Here is a 15,698-nt window from a genome sequence, read left to right on the forward strand (position 1 = left end):
CGGACAAGTAAGTAAATGCTATACTACTAAAATCATTTTGGTTATTTAATTTTGGAACCGTAAAAACAGTTGACAAAATCAAATTTGAATGAATAATTACGTTAAATACAGTGGTTTGGGCATCCAGATGATCGTAATAATTGGCCTGTTTACATTTACCGGTTACAAAACGGATCAGTATTTACACCACCAGGTGCAATGGGTAACGGCAATTTTATCGCTTGCCGGCGTATTTGTTTCATTGTATATTGTTTTCAAATCATTTAAAAGTTGAAGCTTAAACAGTTTGCTTTTATGTTTATTATTTTTATGCTGATTACGGCATGTGCACCTGCGCTGTTACAACTATTTAACCCCGGCTTTATAATTTCGGGCTTCTGGAAGTTGTTTGTGTTGTTTAGTTTGCTCACGCTGCTTATTTGTGTTTCGTGTATTTTAGGCAATCAGAAAAGTAACATGGCAGGCACCCGGATATTTTTAGTGGCAACAGTTGTAAAACTCCTGATGTGCTTGTTTTTTGTGGTAATTTATACCCGGAACAATCGGGTAAGCCCGGTGCATTTTTTAAGCTGCTTTTTTTATCTTTATATATTAAATACCGTATTTGAAATTAGCATATTATTGCGTAATTTGCGCCTCCAAAACCAAAAGTAAAAAACGTGCATTTGATAGATTTTAACCGCATTTTCAAAATAAAACGTACTACACAAATTGCAATTTTAAGCATCTTTTTCGTTTTAACGGCTTGTAAAACTTTTGCTATATCACTTTCTTCCCCCACAGAAACAGCAAACAAAACAACCGAATCCTACGATCCCAGCATTTCTATTTTAGAGCATATTGCCGATTCTCATTACTGGCATATTTGGGGCGATAAGATGATCCCGCTGCCCATAATATTATATACAGACCACGGTTTTGAAACATTTTCTTCTTCTAAGTTTGGGCATGGCGAAGGCACTTACGCCGGTAAATACCATACTTATAAATTATTTAACGATAAAGTAAAAGTAGTGGATCAATCCGGTGAAATTGATGAAAAATCAAATAAAAAAGTATTTGATTTTTCAATCACCAAAAATGTTATAGCCCTATGGGTAGCCATACTTCTTTTACTGGTTATTTTTATCAGTGTTGCCGGAGCTTACAAAAAACGGGTCAACAAAGCACCAAAAGGTTTACAATCTTTTTTAGAACCGATTATTGTTTTTGTGCGTGATGACATCGCAAAACCCAATATTGGCTACAGGTATCAGCGGTATATGCCGTTTCTGTTAACGGTGTTCTTTTTTATCCTTATTAATAACCTTATCGGATTGATCCCTTTTTTCCCGGGTGGGTCTAACGTAACCGGTAATATTGCGGTTACCTTTGTGCTTGCGGTTATTACCATGATCGTAGTGAATGTAAACGGCAATAAATATTATTGGAAACATATTTTTGCACCTGACGTACCTGTTTGGCTATACCCGATTATGTGGCCGGTAGAACTGGTTGGGATTATATCCAGGCCATTTGCTTTAATGATCCGCTTATTTGCCAATATTACTGCCGGGCATATTATTGTGCTCAGTTTAATATCGCTGATTTTTGTTTTTAAATCAATTGCAATTGCACCTGTTTCTGTTGCATTCGTGGTTTTTATGGATGTGCTGGAACTGTTGGTGGCATTGCTTCAGGCTTTTATTTTTACATTGCTTACTGCATTATTTATAGGTACAGCTACAGAAGAACATCACCATTAAGTACAAACAACTAATATATTATATTTAACTTTTAATTTTTTAACAATGATGACTGGAAGTATTGCTGCAATTGGTGCAGGTTTAGCTGTTATCGGTGCAGGTATTGGCATCGGACAAGTAGGTGGCAAAGCTATGGAAGGTATTGCCCGCCAGCCTGAAGCTTCAGGAAAAATCCAAACTGCCATGATTATTGCAGCTGCCTTGATTGAAGGTGCTGCTTTGTTCGGTGTGGTAGTGGCTTTCTTGGGTAACAATCCTAAGTAAGCAATCCGTTAAAGCTGATTAGTTGCGATTGGCAGCTAATCAGCTTTAAAATTAATTGGTTAATTTTAAATAGATATGGAATTAGTAACCCCCGAAATAGGTTTAGTATTCTGGACCACGTTGTCTTTTTTAATACTGTTTTTGGTACTGGCCAAATTTGCCTGGAAACCAATTATGGGTGCAATTGATGAAAGAGAACGCTCGATAGAAGATTCGCTTTTGAAAGCTGAAGCAGCTAAAGAAGAACTTTCCCGTTTGACTAATGAAAACGAGGAATTGTTGAAAAAAGCGCGTGCAGAACGCGATTTGATATTAAAGGAAGCCAAACAGGTAAAAGATCAGATCATTACCGAAGCAAAAGACAATGCCATTACTGAAGGCAATAAGTTGATTGAGAAAGCCAAAATTGAAATCAATACACAAAAAGCGATTGCTATGGCTGATGTAAAAAATCAGATTGCTACCCTTTCAGTTGATATTGCAGAAAAAATACTGCGCAGGCAGTTTGAAGATAAACAAAAACAAGAAGCATTGGTAACCGATCTATTAAAAGAAGTACAGCTAAACTGATCCAACCCCAAATATATTACAAATAATGTCTGAATATAAAGTAGCTACCCGGTACGCCAAATCTTTGATTGATCTTGCCACAGAGCAAAATCAACTGGAAGCGGTTAAGACAGATATGGTTTTGTTTGTGGAGACCGTACGGTTAAGCGGTACGCTAAATGCTGTTTTGCGCAACCCGATTGTTTCCCCATCAAAAAAAGCAAGTATCCTGACTGCTCTTTTCGGCGATAAAGTGCAGCCTGCTACTTTAGGTTTCTTCAAAATTATGATTGCTAAAATGCGTTCTGAAATTTTATTTGACACTGCAAAAGAATTTATAGAACAGTATAATTTGAAGCAGCATATTGTAAAAGCATCTGTGGTTTCGGCAGTGCCATTATCAGAAAGTAACCGGGCGGAAGTAGTTGCAATTATTAAAAAAGCAACAGATGGCAATGCTATTTTAGAAGAAAAAATTGATCCGAAACTGATAGGCGGTTTTATTTTAACCGTTGGCGACCGTCAGTTTGATACCAGTATTGCCAACACGTTAAACAAGTTGAAAAAGGATTTCGGTCAAAAAACGGCTGCCGAACTGGTTTAAAGCAATTGATTTTGTTAGTATAAATCAAAAATATAGTGTAAAAGAAGCATTTAAAAATCTGCTTCTGTAAAAAGGACTAATTACAAAAAAGTTAAAATAAATTAAAATGGTAGATGTAAGACCAGACGAAATTTCGGCTATCCTGCGCCAGCAGCTGGCTGGTTTTAAGTCAGAATCCGAATTAGAAGAAGTTGGTACCGTATTGCAGATTGGCGACGGTATTGCCCGGGTTTACGGCTTAACCCAAGTACAATCCGGCGAACTGGTTGAATTTGAAAACGGATTACAAGGTATCGTATTAAACTTGGAAGAAGACAATGTGGGCGTGGTTTTACTGGGTGCTTATGATGAAGTAAAAGAAGGTGACACTGTTCGCCGGACGAAAAAAATTGCTTCCATTAAAGTAGGCGAAGGTATGCTGGGCCGCGTGGTAAACACATTGGGTTTTCCGGTTGATGGGAAAGGCCCGATTGCCGGTGCTACGTATGAAATGCCAATTGAGCGCAAAGCACCGGGCGTAATTTATCGTCAGCCGGTGAATGAACCGTTGCAAACAGGTATCAAAGCAATTGATGCAATGATCCCGATTGGCCGTGGCCAGCGCGAATTGGTTATTGGTGACAGGCAAACCGGTAAAACTGCGGTTTGTATTGATACGATCATCAACCAAAAAGAATTTTATGATGCCGGAAAACCGGTTTATTGTATATATGTAGCTTGCGGTCAGAAGAATTCTACCGTGGCCAATATTGTGCGTGTTTTGGAAGAAAACGGTGCAATGCCATACAGTATTGTAGTTGCGGCTTCGGCAGCAGATCCGGCTCCGATGCAGTTTTTTGCGCCATTTGCAGGTGCTGCGATCGGTGAGTTTTTCCGTGATACCGGTCGTCCGGCATTAATTGTTTATGATGATCTGTCAAAGCAGGCTGTGGCTTACCGCGAGGTTTCTTTGTTGTTGCGTCGTCCGCCGGGCCGTGAAGCTTATCCTGGAGATGTATTTTATCTGCACAGCCGTTTATTAGAGCGTGCGGCAAAAATCAATGCAAATGATGCTATTGCACAGGGGATGAATGATTTGCCGGAATCGATCAGAAGTATTGTTAAAGGCGGCGGTTCTTTAACAGCTTTGCCTATCATCGAAACACAGGCCGGAGACGTTTCCGCCTATATCCCAACCAACGTGATTTCTATTACTGATGGGCAGATTTTTCTGGAATCCAATCTGTTTAACGCAGGCGTCCGTCCGGCAATCAACGTTGGTATTTCAGTGTCCCGGGTGGGTGGAAATGCGCAAATTAAATCCATGAAAAAAGTGGCCGGTACTTTAAAGCTGGATCAGGCACAATACCGCGAACTGGAAGCATTTTCCAAGTTCGGCTCCGATCTGGACGCATCTACCAAAAACGTTTTGGATAAAGGCTCACGCAACGTAGAAATATTAAAGCAAGCTCAGTTTTCTCCGGTTCCGGTAGAGAAACAAGTTGCAATTATCTATCTCGGTACAAAAAACCTGATGCGTAACGTGCCGGTAAACAGAGTAAGAGAATTTGAAGCAGAGTTTACCACGCAGTTAGAATTACGCCATCCGGAAACGTTAGCGGCTTTAAAAGCCGGAAAACTGGATGAGGCAACAAGCGTTTTAGAAACTGTGGCCAAAGAATTATCAGCAAACTATAATTAAAAAGTAGCAAGTATCAAGTTATAAATATTTATTGCTTGATACTTTGTGATAAATACTTGATACTCCCTTCAAAATGGCCAATTTAAAAGAAGTAAGAAACAGGATCACGTCAGTATCTTCAACACAGCAGATCACCAAAGCCATGAAAATGGTTTCGGCCGCCAAGTTGAAGCGTGCAACGAATGCTATCGTTCAAATGCGCCCGTATGCAGATAAATTGAACGAAATACTGGCCAACTTGTCTGCAAGCCTGGAAGATGCAGCTTCGCCATATATGCAAATCCGTGAACCTGTCCGGGTGTTGATCATCGCCGTAACTTCCAATCGCGGTTTGGCCGGTGCTTTCAATACAAACGTGATCAAAGCAGCCAATAACCTGATTGCCGAACGCTATACAGCGCAATTACGGGCCAACAACGTTTCTGTTGTGGCTATCGGCAGGAAAGCACAGGAATATTACGAACGCCGGAAGTATAAAGTGATTGGCAACAACAATGAATTGTTCAGCGATTTGAACTTTGAAAACACTTCTGCCATTACCGAAGCGGTAATGCAGGGTTTTGTAAATGGTGATTATGACCGGGTTGAACTGGTTTACAATCATTTTCGGAATGCTGCCGTGCAATATATCAAAACCGAGCAGTTGCTGCCCGTTGCCCAGCCGGACAAAAAACAAGCGGTAAAAATAGTACAGGTGGATTACATTTTAGAACCTTCGCAGGAAGCTATTGTAAATGAACTGATCCCGAAAAACATCAAAGTACAATTGTACAAAGCCGTTCTGGATTCTCACGCTTCCGAACATGGCGCGCGGATGACGGCGATGGACAAAGCCACCGAAAACGCCGGCGATTTGTTAAAAGCCTTAAAACTTTCCTACAATCAGGCACGCCAGGCAGCAATCACAACAGAATTGACCGAAATTGTAAGCGGTGCCGCAGCTTTAAACGGATAAAATCAGCATTTCAAAAATATCAAAACCTGGCAACTGGCCGGGTTTTTTTGTGGATGCTTCTTTTACAAGGTGTTTTTAGGTGAAGATTTTTTGAGACAATTTAAAGGCCTGTTTAAATTTGTATTAAAAAATTTATAATGCTTCTTTTATACTATAAATTTTGGATTTGATTTTTATACCGATAAAAGAAGCATGGTTTTTTTCGGTTTTTTGTATGATAAAAGAAGCATTGAAAAAAAAACGAACAAAATCTAAACAGGCTCTAACGAAAAAAGGAATTTAACTTTTCGCTTTCGGCAAACATTCTTATTTTTGAATGCCAATCAGGCCATATCAACATGAACAAATCAACAACCGCAAACGATTCCAAAAATTATATAATCCTGACCATTGCCATCCTGATCGGTTTGTTTGGCGTATATTTTCGTTTTTTTGGTGATAGTTATTTCTACAGTTTGGTTTCCAACATTTTTTTTATAACTGCGATCGTTATTGCTTTGCGCAGCGTTTTCACCATCTTGAAGTGATACTGTTTTTACAGCATAAATTTTGCTTTATTTAGGGTGATAATGCGATTGGGCCAAAACATTCTGCGCATTATGCCCGGCCATTAATTGTTGTAAAGTAACTTTCGGGTTTTTGTCCATATACTGTTTTACAATCTGCCAGCCCATCCAAACGCCTAACTTCGGTGCCGAATTGTTATGATCGCCCAAACCCGGCGTAAACGGAGCTTCCGTTAAATACTTCTGTATCTTTTGATAATCCGTTTCATAAATCAGGTTGTCCTCCAAAAAATAACCCCAAATATTTGCTTCGTTGTTTTTGCACCATTGCAATTGCGCGCTGGTATAACCGATTTTGGTCGAATCGGCCACATCCGGCTCCGTTTGGTCCATAAAATACATAATCTTTCCGTTATAAATCATCCTGGACAATAAAGATTGATTGTCCTGATCCTGCTCCGGGAACATTTCTTCCCGCGCCAAACCTTCCACTACGCGCGGAATCATGTTGTCAGGCGTAAACCGGCGCGAAATATAATGCGGAAATTCTTCGGTCAAAGCCGGATAAAACCTGGAATGTTCGCCCAAAAACATATCCAGCCCAATGGCAAAATAATGGTTGCCAATAGAAGTTTGCGCCTGAAAACCAGAGAAATAAGCATAAACATGCGGCAAATTTTTCTGCGGATAAAAATATCTGATGTGTTTAAAAGCGTCCGTTAATTCGGCTTCCTGTTTATCAAGGTTTGGGTAGATGGAATCCACTTCATGCTTCAAATCTATGTAAGATTGTGCCGCAAAAACACGGCGTAAATTAGCAAAATAAGCCGTGTCCTTTATCGAACCGGCACTCAAAATGCGTTCTATAAAATCAGCATAAAACGGACCGTAACGCTGCTGCAATTGTGCGGCTTTCTGTAGATAATTGCCCTGCCTGAACCCATCAAAATCATGGTCAAAACGTTCAATTTTTACGCTGAGGTCAATGCCGCTCACATCAATTTTATCTTTTCTTTTACAGGAAGAGAGCAAAACACAAATCAGAAAAAATAGATAGCTTTGTTTTTTCAGGATTTGAAAAATAGTTCGGTTCATAGCCAGCGAAAATAGAATTTTTAGCTGTATAACGGTTTACCCGCCGTTACAGATACACTTTTTTACCTTATGAAAATTGCTTTAGCACAGCTGAATTACCACATCGGTAATTTTGAGGCCAATACCCAAAAAATAATTTCTGCCATAAAAGAAGCACAGCAAAACGGGGCCGACCTGGTGGTTTTTGCAGAATTGTGCATCAGCGGCTATCCGGCACGTGATTTTTTGGAGTTTGAAGAATTTATTGCTTTATGCGAAAACTCGGTCAAACAAATTGCAGCAGCTTGCCGGGATATTGCCTGCATTATTGGTTTGCCAACCGTCAATTCTTCCCCAAAAGGAAAAGATTTGTATAATTCGGCTTACTTTATCGAAAATGGTGTGGTAAAAACAGTAGTCCGCAAAGCGTTGCTGCCTAATTATGATGTGTTTGATGAGTACCGTTATTTTGAACCGGCAGATCAGTTTACCTGTATCGAATACAAAGGCCAGAAAATTGCGCTGACCATTTGCGAGGATTTGTGGAACAATATTGATAATCCGATTTATAAAACGTTCCCGATGGATGTGCTGATCCTGCAAAAACCGGATTTGATGATCAATATCGCCGCGTCGCCTTTTGCCGTTAACCACGATCAGGAACGGATGCAGGTTTTAAGTTACAACGCTAAAAAGTACGCTTTGCCGCTGCTGTACGTTAATCACGTTGGCGCGCAAACCGAACTGATTTTTGACGGAGGATCAATGGTTTATGATGCCAACGGACAATTATTTGATGAACTGGCTTATTTTGAAGAGCAAATTGCCTACTACAACATCGAAAAAACAGGTGTAAAAGAAGCATCCGTCCGGGCAGAAAAACCATTGACGCCAAATGTTTCGCGCATGAGTAAAATCGAACAAATCCATCAGGCTTTGATTTTGGGCATTCGGGATTATTTTAAAAAATCGGGTTTCAACAAAGCTACTTTAGGGCTTTCCGGCGGGATTGATTCGGCTTTGGTTTGCGTGCTGGCTTGCGAATCTTTGGGGCCGGAAAATGTGATGGCGGTTTTATTGCCTTCCGCTTTTTCTTCGGATCACTCTATAAAAGATGCGGAAGATTTAGTGAAAAACCTCGGTTGTATGAGCCAGACTATCGCCATCAAAAACATTACACAAAGTTTTGAAACCGCTTTAGAGCCTCAATTTGCCGGTTTGCCATTTAATATTGCGGAAGAAAATATCCAGTCGCGCAGCCGTGCAGTAATTTTAATGGCGATGTGCAATAAATTCGGTTATATTTTGCTCAATACATCCAATAAAAGCGAAGCCGCGGTTGGTTATGGCACACTTTACGGCGATATGTGCGGCGGCATTTCGGTTTTGGGCGATGTTTACAAAACGCAGGTTTATGAGCTGTCCAATCACATTAACCGGAACGGCGAAATTATCCCGCAAAATTCCATCACCAAACCGCCGTCCGCAGAACTTCGCCCCGGACAAAAAGATTCTGATTCGCTGCCGGATTACGATATTTTAGACCGGATTTTGAAAGAATATATCGAAAACAGAAAATCATCCGCAGCAATTATTGCTGATGGTTTTAAGGAAGACGTGGTGCGCAAAGTGCTTCGTTTGGTCAACATTTCCGAGCATAAACGGTATCAAACGCCACCAATTTTGCGCGTTTCGGCCAAAGCTTTTGGTATGGGCAGAAGAATGCCGATCGTTGGAAAGTATTTATCCTGAACAGATTGTAAGCCTGTCGGTATGATTGAAGTTTTTTAACTTTAGCTGTTTCGCAGTACTTAAATGCTTCTTTTATCGCCTAAAATCTGGTGGATCTTTACAAGTTTTTTATTGGCAATAATCACAAAAGCAAAATTTACTGGCATAAAAGAAGCATCTAAATTTGCCCGGAAAGAATTTTAAATAAAGATTGCCTTACACAAACTTCGTCAACTCCACAATCACGCCGGTGTGATAACCTTCGTGATAAAGCAAAAAGTTAATGGCATCGTCCACATTGGTTAGCGTAATGCCATAACGAACGGTAATTTCCTCATAATCGGTAAAAAAGTTTTTTTTATAATCGGTTTCTAATTCCTCAACGGTAGAAATTAATAAGCTTTTTAATGTCTCAATTTCTGCAGCATCAATAGAGCCTTCGGGTTTGGTGCCGGGGATAAACGGCGTAATATATTGATCCTGCATTACAGGCTGCAAGCCCGAGCGTACATAACAAATACGTTGCTGCGTGGCCGTAAGATGTGCCAGGTTCCAGATAATATTGTTGCTGAAACCATCAGGGATTTTGTTGAGTTGCTCCACGCTGAGATCGGCAATTAGGTTTAACAAATATTTCCGGACGTTTTTGATATTTTCAATTTGCTGGGTCATTTTCTTGATTTTTTTGGTGAATTTAATCTCCAAAACTAAACTAAAAAACAGCTTTATGATTAATGGAAATATTTCTTTTAGTTACGCTGTCTTTCAAAACTTCCACCGGGCTGATGTTTCCTTTACCATCAAAATAATTGGCATACAAACCTTCTTGCTCCTGCACAAAAACAGAATATTTCCCAACCGGTAATTTCAGCTCAAAATAGCCTTTGGCGTTGCTGCGGGTTTTGGCCGCCAATGCTGTTTTTATGCCGGTAAAAACAGTACCGTCAGTTTTAGTTTCATTAATGTTGGTAAGCTGATAAACCAAAACTTCGCGCGCAACCGGCTGCCCGACGGAAAGTTTGCGGCCCGGCGCAGGCATTTGGTTGCCTTGCTGCAGCAAAATAGTTCCGCAAATCCCTTGTTTTAGCTTTTGATCAGGATTTGGGTTGATGGCCGTCATCAGCATAAATATAAACCATAGCAAGATTTTCATCGTATCAAAATATGTATCTTAAACGCTTGAAGTTACGATAAGTCTTTCGGCTTTGAGCAAATAAAACCCGCGCAATATGATTAAAAATTTTACCCGACTTATACTGTTTTTATCGCTTATAAAATCGTCTGCTGTTTTTAGTCAGCAAATTTTGGAAGCCAAACGGCAGGAGCTGATCAGCTTTTCCAATCAGCTTAAAACAGATTTTCAATCTAACCGGACCAAAGCTTTCGCGCTGGCCAAACAATATAACTGGCCGGTTTTCCGGGTTGAAAAAGATGGGAAAATTATCTCTCTGCAAGGCACGGACGCGCTTGGTTTCCCAATTTACCTCCAAACAGAAAACAACATTATTGCGGCGGCAACCACGCAAACCACGGCTTTGTACAACGGCGGTTCTTTAGGGTTGAATTTATCCGGATCGGGCACCACTTTAGCCGGAAAATTAGGTATTTGGGACGGCGGGAAAATCTACCCGAACCATCAGGAATTTGCCGGTAAAAAGGTTATTATGCTGGATGCTGATACGATCATCAGCGATCATGCCACACATGTGGCCGGGACGATGATTGCCAAAGGTGTATATGCACCGGCACGCGGAATGTCTTTCGGAGCCAGCGGTTTGATTGCTTATAATTTTGATAACGATGCTTCAGAAATGGCTGCCAATGCGGCTTCGCTGCTGGTTTCTAACCATTCTTACGGCATTGTTTGCGGCTGGAGTTACAACACCAGCGTTTTGCCCAACCGCTGGGAATGGTATGGTTTGCCGGGTGATACCGAGGATTATAAGTTTGGTTATTACAGTAGTTACGCACAGAATTTTGACCAGATTGCCTACAATGCGCCGTATTATTTGATGGTTGTGGCTGCCGGCAACAATCGCGGCGAAACCGGCCCGGCCGTTGGCGAAACTTATTATGGCTATCAAAGCAGGACCGATCATACGTTTGTAAATAAAGGTGCACGTCCGGCCGCCATCAGCAGTAATGATGGTTATGAAGTGCTGGAAGCACCGGCATTAGCCAAAAATGTGCTGGCAGTTGGCGCGGTAAATCCTTTGCCTTTCGGGCCTGTGGTTGTTTCGGATGTAGCGGTTGCGTATTTCAGCAGTATTGGCCCGACAGATGACGGCCGCATCAAACCTGATATTTGCGGTGATGGTGTAAACGTGATTTCGGCAGGGACAGCTGCTGCGGATGCTTATGTAGCGATGTCGGGCACCAGTATGGCCACACCGAACGTAAGCGGATCGGTTTTTTTATTGCAGGAATATTTCGCCCAAAAAAATGGCGGCACTTTTATGCGGGCCGCCACTTTAAAAGGCTTGGTGTGCCATACTGCTTTTGATGCCGGAAACAGTGGTCCGGATTATGCTTATGGCTGGGGTTTGCTTAATGCGGCCAAAGCGGCACAGGCCATTACGGAAAACGGCACGAAAAGTATGATCAGTGAAAATAGTTTGGCACAGGGGCAAACACAAACTTTAAACGTAGTTGCTTCGGGCAGCGGGCCGTTGGTGGCTACCATTTCCTGGACAGACCCGGCAGGTACACCAGGTACGGTTGGCGTGGTAGATGACCCGACCATCAAATTAGTAAACGATCTGGATGTGCGCGTGAGCCAGGGCAATACTGTTTTTAGGCCCTATATTTTGGATCCGGCCAACCCGGCCGCGGCCGCCACAACCGGCGATAACATCCGCGATAATATAGAGCAGGTTTATATTGCCAACGCCGTGCCGGGCAAAAGTTATACCATCAGCATAAACCACAAAGGAACGCTGAAAAATGGCCCGCAGGCTTATTCGCTGATTGTAACGGGCGTTGGCGGCCAAACTTATTGTTCTTCTGCGGCGGCTTCTGCGGCGGCTTCTAAAATTACGGGTGTGCAACTTTCCAACGTTAATTATACGGCTGCTTCGGGCTGCGCTTCTTATACGGACAACACCAACCTGACTGCCATTTTAGAGCAGGGTGCAACTTATCCCATAACCATCAGTTTAGGTTCCTGCGGAGGGAATTTTAATAAAATGGCCAAGGTTTTTATCGATTACAACAGCGATGGTGATTTTGATGATACCGGGGAACTGGTTGCAACTTCCACCATAATCAACGGCAATGCTTCTTTTAGCACTACTTTTTTGGTGCCGACAACCATCACCCCAAACACTTACAGTTTGATGCGGGTGGTTACCACAGAAACTTCCGACCCTGCAACCGTAACTGCTTGCGGAACTTATGCTAAAGGCGAAACGCAGGATTACCGGGTTAATTTTGTAAAAAGTACGAAAGATGCCGGTATCACCAGGATCATCAACCCGGCAACTACCGGAAATTGCAGTAAAAACAATCAGCAAATTACGGTTCGGCTGCATAATTATGGCAGCGCGGTCATCAGTAATGTGCCGGTTTCGGTAACCATTACCAGCGCATCAGGCACAACCACAACTTTAAATGAGGTTTATGCAGATGCCATTTTGCCCGGCCAGGAACAGGATTTTACGCTGAACACCACTATTAACACATCGGCCGGAAGCCAATATCAGATTACGGCCAGCACTAATTTAACCGGCGATACGCAAAGCAGCAACAACCAGACTTCGGCAACAGTCACCATCAATCCAGCACCGGTTTTGAGTGCTTTGCAAGTGGTAAATTGCATAAATACCAATTCTTATCTGCTCACGGGCACTGGTGACGGAACTGTTTTTTGGTACGCAAATGCTGCAGATGCTTTGCCTTTTGCTGCCGGAACTTCCGTAAACACCACACAATTGTCCACAAACAATAATTTTTACGCAGGATTAAATGATTTGACGGCCAGAGTTGGGCCGATAACCAAAAATGTTTTTTCTGCCGGAGGATACAACCAGTTTACGCCAGGTATGATTGTAAACACAACCGTTCCGGTGATTTTGCAAAGTGCACGTTTGTATATCGGCAATCCGGGCACAATTACTTTTACGGCCACCAACGTTTCCGGGCAAACGGTTTCCAGCGTAACCTTAAAAGTAAAAGCCACCCGAAGCACGCCGCAGGCCGGTGCATCCACTAACGATATTACAGATGCTGGCCAGGTTTACCAGCTCAATATAACCTTGCCCGCCGCCGGAATTTACAATATCAACATCAGTTATGGCGATGATGCTACTATTTACCGCAGTAATGGCGGCGTAAGCGGCTATCCTTTTACGGTCGGCAGCTTTTTCTCGATCACTGGCACCAACGCAGCTACCACGCCGCAAGCCTACTATTATTATTTCTATGATTTGATCGTGAAAAGTGCCGGTTGTGCAGCTGTTGCACGTACTGCTGTGCCGGTTACCAAGCCGCAAATCACTTCTAACGGAACAATTTTAACTTCCAATTTTAGGAATGGCAACCAATGGTATTTAAATAATGTGCCAATTCAAGGCGCAACTTTGCCAACCTATACGCCTAAAGTTTCGGGCACTTACCGCATAGATGTTACCACGGCGGCGGGTTGTATTTCGCCTTCGGCAGATTATAATTTTACGCTGCCAGCGGGCGAAAATCCGCTGACGGACATTAACCTGATTTTGTATCCAGTGCCAACCAATTCTGTTTTAAATATCGGTTTTGAGTTGTATGAAAAAGGCAATTTGCAACTTTCCATCTGGAACAGTGCTGGCCAGCAGGTTTATCAAAATACCAGTGCCATTTCTGTTTTTGGGAAATATGATTCCAGTATCAACACTTCGCGGATGCCATCCGGAAATTATGTGCTTCGGATCAAAATCGGCTCAAAAAACTACAGTAAAAAGTTTATGATTGTAAAAGTTTAACACTGATTTTTAGGTGATAAAAGAAGCATGGTCAATATACTTCTTTTCGCAATAGAACACCCAGGCACTGATTTTAAGTCGATAAAAGAAGCACGGTCAATAATGCTTCTTTTATCAGGTTTATTTGTTTTTCGTTATCGAAACCCAATCGACCAAAATTTTTGCCTGTCCGGATTTAATTTGGTCAACGCTTTGCTGCGACAGGCCAAAATAAGGTTCCGTTATTTTGTTGACGCCGTTTGGATAACCTCCGCCTATGGCAAAATTAAGGATCAGGAATTTGGGGTTATCAAAAGCCCAGCGGCCGTATTTTTCAACCATGGCGCGGGTTACCAGATAGGTTACTTTTTGATCTACCTTAAAAGTAAGCGAATTTGGTGTCCAGTCAACCGAATAAACGTGCCACTGCTTAACATCAACACCTTTTTGAAAAAAAGCACGGTAAGCTATCGGCGTGTTGCCAAAATAACCGGGGCCGTGCAGGGCGTGGCTCACCCAGGATGAATCCCCAACGGTTTCCATAATGTCTATTTCGCCGCAGTCGGGCCAACTGCCTTCCCCTAAAGCCCAAAATGCAGGCCATAAACCAGCGCCGGTGGCCAGTTTCATGCGTGCCGAAGCCGTGCCATAAGTAAATTCAAATTTAGCACGGGTATTGATCCGGGCAGAAATAAAATCATAATGGTGCTGCTCTTTGCTGATGAAACCGGGATGGTAAAGTGCTTTAATTACCAATGCGCCGTTTCTGGCACCTTCGGCGTTTTTGCCCTGCACCAGATAAAGTGTTGAGGCAGAATCTACATAAGCCTGCTGTTCGTTATTATTGGTCTGGCCGGTTATCTCTACGTTCCAGAGTTTTCGGTTGAGGGATTTGCCGTTAAAATCTTCAAAAAGTACAGTTTTTGTTTTACTGTTTTTGCTTTGGGCGGATAGGTTTGCCGTACAAAAACAGGCAGTTATCAAAAGTATAAAATATCTCATCAGTTTAATTTAGCTTGAATAAGTTGGTTATGAATGTTGTTTTGATCAACGTTATAATTTCTGCCGCGACAACAAAAAACAGGTGATAAAAGAAGCATGGTCAAAAATCAGTATGCTTCTTTTATCACCCCAAATTTTACTTAAAAGCATATTTAACCCCAATGCTGGGCGTTAAATTAAAAAACGGGCCGCGTATAAATTCAATCCTCGGGTCTAAATCTGCACTTACGGCAATGGGCGTATTTGGGATAATGTATTCTAAACCGATAGTGGCATCGGCCCCAAACAATAAAGATGAATTACCGTAAATTTTATAATCGCCGTTGTAAACGCGGTAATCACCAGCACCAACGCCGCCAATGTGCGCACCGGCACCATAATAAAACTTTAAACCATCCACATTAAAAGCAGCCTGGTGGATTTCAAACAAACCGGTAAAAACCACGCCTTTTTCACGGAAACCTAAAACGCCTTCTAAAGCGATGTTTGGTGTGGCAAAGTATTTAACCGACGGGCCGCTTTCATAACTGAAACGTAAGCCGGCAGCGGTTTGATAACTTTGTGCCGAAGCGGTTTTGGCACTGAAAGCAATAGCAAATAACAGGAACAGGTTGGAAAATATTTTTTTCATAGTAAAGGATTAATCA

The 15,698-nt window shown here is 42.0% G+C and carries 15 protein-coding genes; 10 read left to right on the forward strand and 5 right to left on the reverse strand.

All coding sequences use genetic code 11. The features are described 5' to 3' along the window. Positions 1-88 precede the first annotated feature (88 nt). From ACOFKR_RS03155 to ACOFKR_RS03190, 8 genes are all read left to right on the forward strand, one after another. Positions 89-274: an AtpZ/AtpI family protein gene (locus ACOFKR_RS03155; protein WP_419802583.1), complete on the forward strand. Its 186-nt coding sequence runs from the start codon at positions 89-91 to the stop codon at positions 272-274. A 394-nt stretch (positions 275-668) separates the two neighbouring features. Further along, positions 669-1,745, forward strand: coding sequence for a F0F1 ATP synthase subunit A (gene atpB / locus ACOFKR_RS03160; RefSeq protein ID WP_419803609.1), 1,077 nt, complete (start codon positions 669-671; stop codon positions 1,743-1,745). 48 nt (positions 1,746-1,793) lie between these two features. Beyond that, the gene (gene atpE, locus ACOFKR_RS03165) at positions 1,794-2,009 is read left to right on the forward strand and encodes an ATP synthase F0 subunit C (protein WP_299291421.1); all 216 of its coding nucleotides are present in this window, start codon (positions 1,794-1,796) and stop codon (positions 2,007-2,009) included. Positions 2,010-2,084: 75 nt separating this feature from the next. Further along, complete coding sequence (locus ACOFKR_RS03170) at positions 2,085-2,579, forward strand: F0F1 ATP synthase subunit B (protein WP_419802584.1); 495 nt, start codon at positions 2,085-2,087, stop codon at positions 2,577-2,579. A gap of 25 nt (positions 2,580-2,604) precedes the next feature. Next, on the forward strand, positions 2,605-3,162 hold the full coding sequence (gene atpH / locus ACOFKR_RS03175; RefSeq protein ID WP_419802585.1) for an ATP synthase F1 subunit delta: 558 nt from the start codon (positions 2,605-2,607) through the stop codon (positions 3,160-3,162). A gap of 106 nt (positions 3,163-3,268) precedes the next feature. Beyond that, positions 3,269-4,843 carry a F0F1 ATP synthase subunit alpha gene (atpA, locus tag ACOFKR_RS03180; protein ID WP_419802586.1) on the forward strand — a complete coding sequence of 525 codons (1,575 nt, stop codon included), beginning with the start codon at positions 3,269-3,271 and terminating at the stop codon, positions 4,841-4,843. Between the two features lie 73 nt (positions 4,844-4,916). Beyond that, positions 4,917-5,798 (forward strand): ATP synthase F1 subunit gamma, encoded by an 882-nt coding sequence (gene atpG / locus ACOFKR_RS03185; RefSeq protein WP_419802587.1) that lies wholly within the window; start codon positions 4,917-4,919, stop codon positions 5,796-5,798. Between the two features lie 338 nt (positions 5,799-6,136). Continuing rightward, positions 6,137-6,325, forward strand: coding sequence for a hypothetical protein (locus ACOFKR_RS03190; RefSeq protein WP_419802588.1), 189 nt, complete (start codon positions 6,137-6,139; stop codon positions 6,323-6,325). A gap of 27 nt (positions 6,326-6,352) precedes the next feature. Here ACOFKR_RS03190 and gldB read toward each other — a convergent pair whose 3' ends face one another. Continuing rightward, a complete protein-coding gene (gene gldB / locus ACOFKR_RS03195; protein WP_419802589.1) occupies positions 6,353-7,399 on the reverse strand; it encodes a gliding motility lipoprotein GldB in 1,047 nt (348 codons plus the stop codon). Between the two features lie 69 nt (positions 7,400-7,468). Between gldB and ACOFKR_RS03200 the strand changes: the two genes are divergently transcribed. Further along, complete coding sequence (locus tag ACOFKR_RS03200) at positions 7,469-9,130, forward strand: NAD+ synthase (RefSeq protein WP_419802590.1); 1,662 nt, start codon at positions 7,469-7,471, stop codon at positions 9,128-9,130. A gap of 195 nt (positions 9,131-9,325) precedes the next feature. Here ACOFKR_RS03200 and ACOFKR_RS03205 read toward each other — a convergent pair whose 3' ends face one another. Both ACOFKR_RS03205 and ACOFKR_RS03210 read right to left on the reverse strand, forming a co-directional pair. Beyond that, a complete protein-coding gene (locus ACOFKR_RS03205) occupies positions 9,326-9,781 on the reverse strand; it encodes a DinB family protein (protein WP_419802591.1) in 456 nt (151 codons plus the stop codon). A 40-nt stretch (positions 9,782-9,821) separates the two neighbouring features. Next, the gene (locus ACOFKR_RS03210) at positions 9,822-10,262 is read right to left on the reverse strand and encodes a hypothetical protein (protein ID WP_419802592.1); all 441 of its coding nucleotides are present in this window, start codon (positions 10,260-10,262) and stop codon (positions 9,822-9,824) included. Positions 10,263-10,338: 76 nt separating this feature from the next. On the opposite strand from ACOFKR_RS03210, the gene ACOFKR_RS03215 reads away from it, so the two are divergent. Further along, positions 10,339-14,070, forward strand: coding sequence for a S8 family serine peptidase (locus tag ACOFKR_RS03215; protein ID WP_419802593.1), 3,732 nt, complete (start codon positions 10,339-10,341; stop codon positions 14,068-14,070). Positions 14,071-14,190: 120 nt separating this feature from the next. On the opposite strand, the gene ACOFKR_RS03220 is transcribed toward ACOFKR_RS03215, so the two are convergent. Both ACOFKR_RS03220 and ACOFKR_RS03225 read right to left on the reverse strand, forming a co-directional pair. After that, positions 14,191-15,051 (reverse strand): glycoside hydrolase family 16 protein, encoded by an 861-nt coding sequence (locus tag ACOFKR_RS03220; protein ID WP_419802594.1) that lies wholly within the window; start codon positions 15,049-15,051, stop codon positions 14,191-14,193. Between the two features lie 136 nt (positions 15,052-15,187). Further along, positions 15,188-15,682: a hypothetical protein gene (locus ACOFKR_RS03225; protein WP_419802595.1), complete on the reverse strand. Its 495-nt coding sequence runs from the start codon at positions 15,680-15,682 to the stop codon at positions 15,188-15,190. Positions 15,683-15,698 lie beyond the last annotated feature (16 nt).

The sequence above is a fragment of the Mucilaginibacter sp. genome, assembly GCF_965201005.1.
Classification (GTDB): Bacteria; Bacteroidota; Bacteroidia; order Sphingobacteriales; family Sphingobacteriaceae; genus Mucilaginibacter_A.

Coding starts and splice junctions, on each gene's coding strand:
- gldB (WP_419802589.1), bottom strand. CDS start 7,399: ATGAACCGAACTATTTTTCAAATCCTGAAAAAACAAAGCTATCTATTT.
- ACOFKR_RS03190 (WP_419802588.1), top strand. CDS start 6,137: ATGAACAAATCAACAACCGCAAACGATTCCAAAAATTATATAATCCTG.
- ACOFKR_RS03225 (WP_419802595.1), bottom strand. CDS start 15,682: ATGAAAAAAATATTTTCCAACCTGTTCCTGTTATTTGCTATTGCTTTC.
- ACOFKR_RS03200 (WP_419802590.1), top strand. CDS start 7,469: ATGAAAATTGCTTTAGCACAGCTGAATTACCACATCGGTAATTTTGAG.
- atpG (WP_419802587.1), top strand. CDS start 4,917: ATGGCCAATTTAAAAGAAGTAAGAAACAGGATCACGTCAGTATCTTCA.
- ACOFKR_RS03170 (WP_419802584.1), top strand. CDS start 2,085: ATGGAATTAGTAACCCCCGAAATAGGTTTAGTATTCTGGACCACGTTG.
- atpH (WP_419802585.1), top strand. CDS start 2,605: ATGTCTGAATATAAAGTAGCTACCCGGTACGCCAAATCTTTGATTGAT.
- ACOFKR_RS03155 (WP_419802583.1), top strand. CDS start 89: ATGAATAATTACGTTAAATACAGTGGTTTGGGCATCCAGATGATCGTA.
- atpE (WP_299291421.1), top strand. CDS start 1,794: ATGACTGGAAGTATTGCTGCAATTGGTGCAGGTTTAGCTGTTATCGGT.
- ACOFKR_RS03215 (WP_419802593.1), top strand. CDS start 10,339: ATGATTAAAAATTTTACCCGACTTATACTGTTTTTATCGCTTATAAAA.
- ACOFKR_RS03205 (WP_419802591.1), bottom strand. CDS start 9,781: ATGACCCAGCAAATTGAAAATATCAAAAACGTCCGGAAATATTTGTTA.
- ACOFKR_RS03220 (WP_419802594.1), bottom strand. CDS start 15,051: ATGAGATATTTTATACTTTTGATAACTGCCTGTTTTTGTACGGCAAAC.
- ACOFKR_RS03210 (WP_419802592.1), bottom strand. CDS start 10,262: ATGAAAATCTTGCTATGGTTTATATTTATGCTGATGACGGCCATCAAC.
- atpA (WP_419802586.1), top strand. CDS start 3,269: ATGGTAGATGTAAGACCAGACGAAATTTCGGCTATCCTGCGCCAGCAG.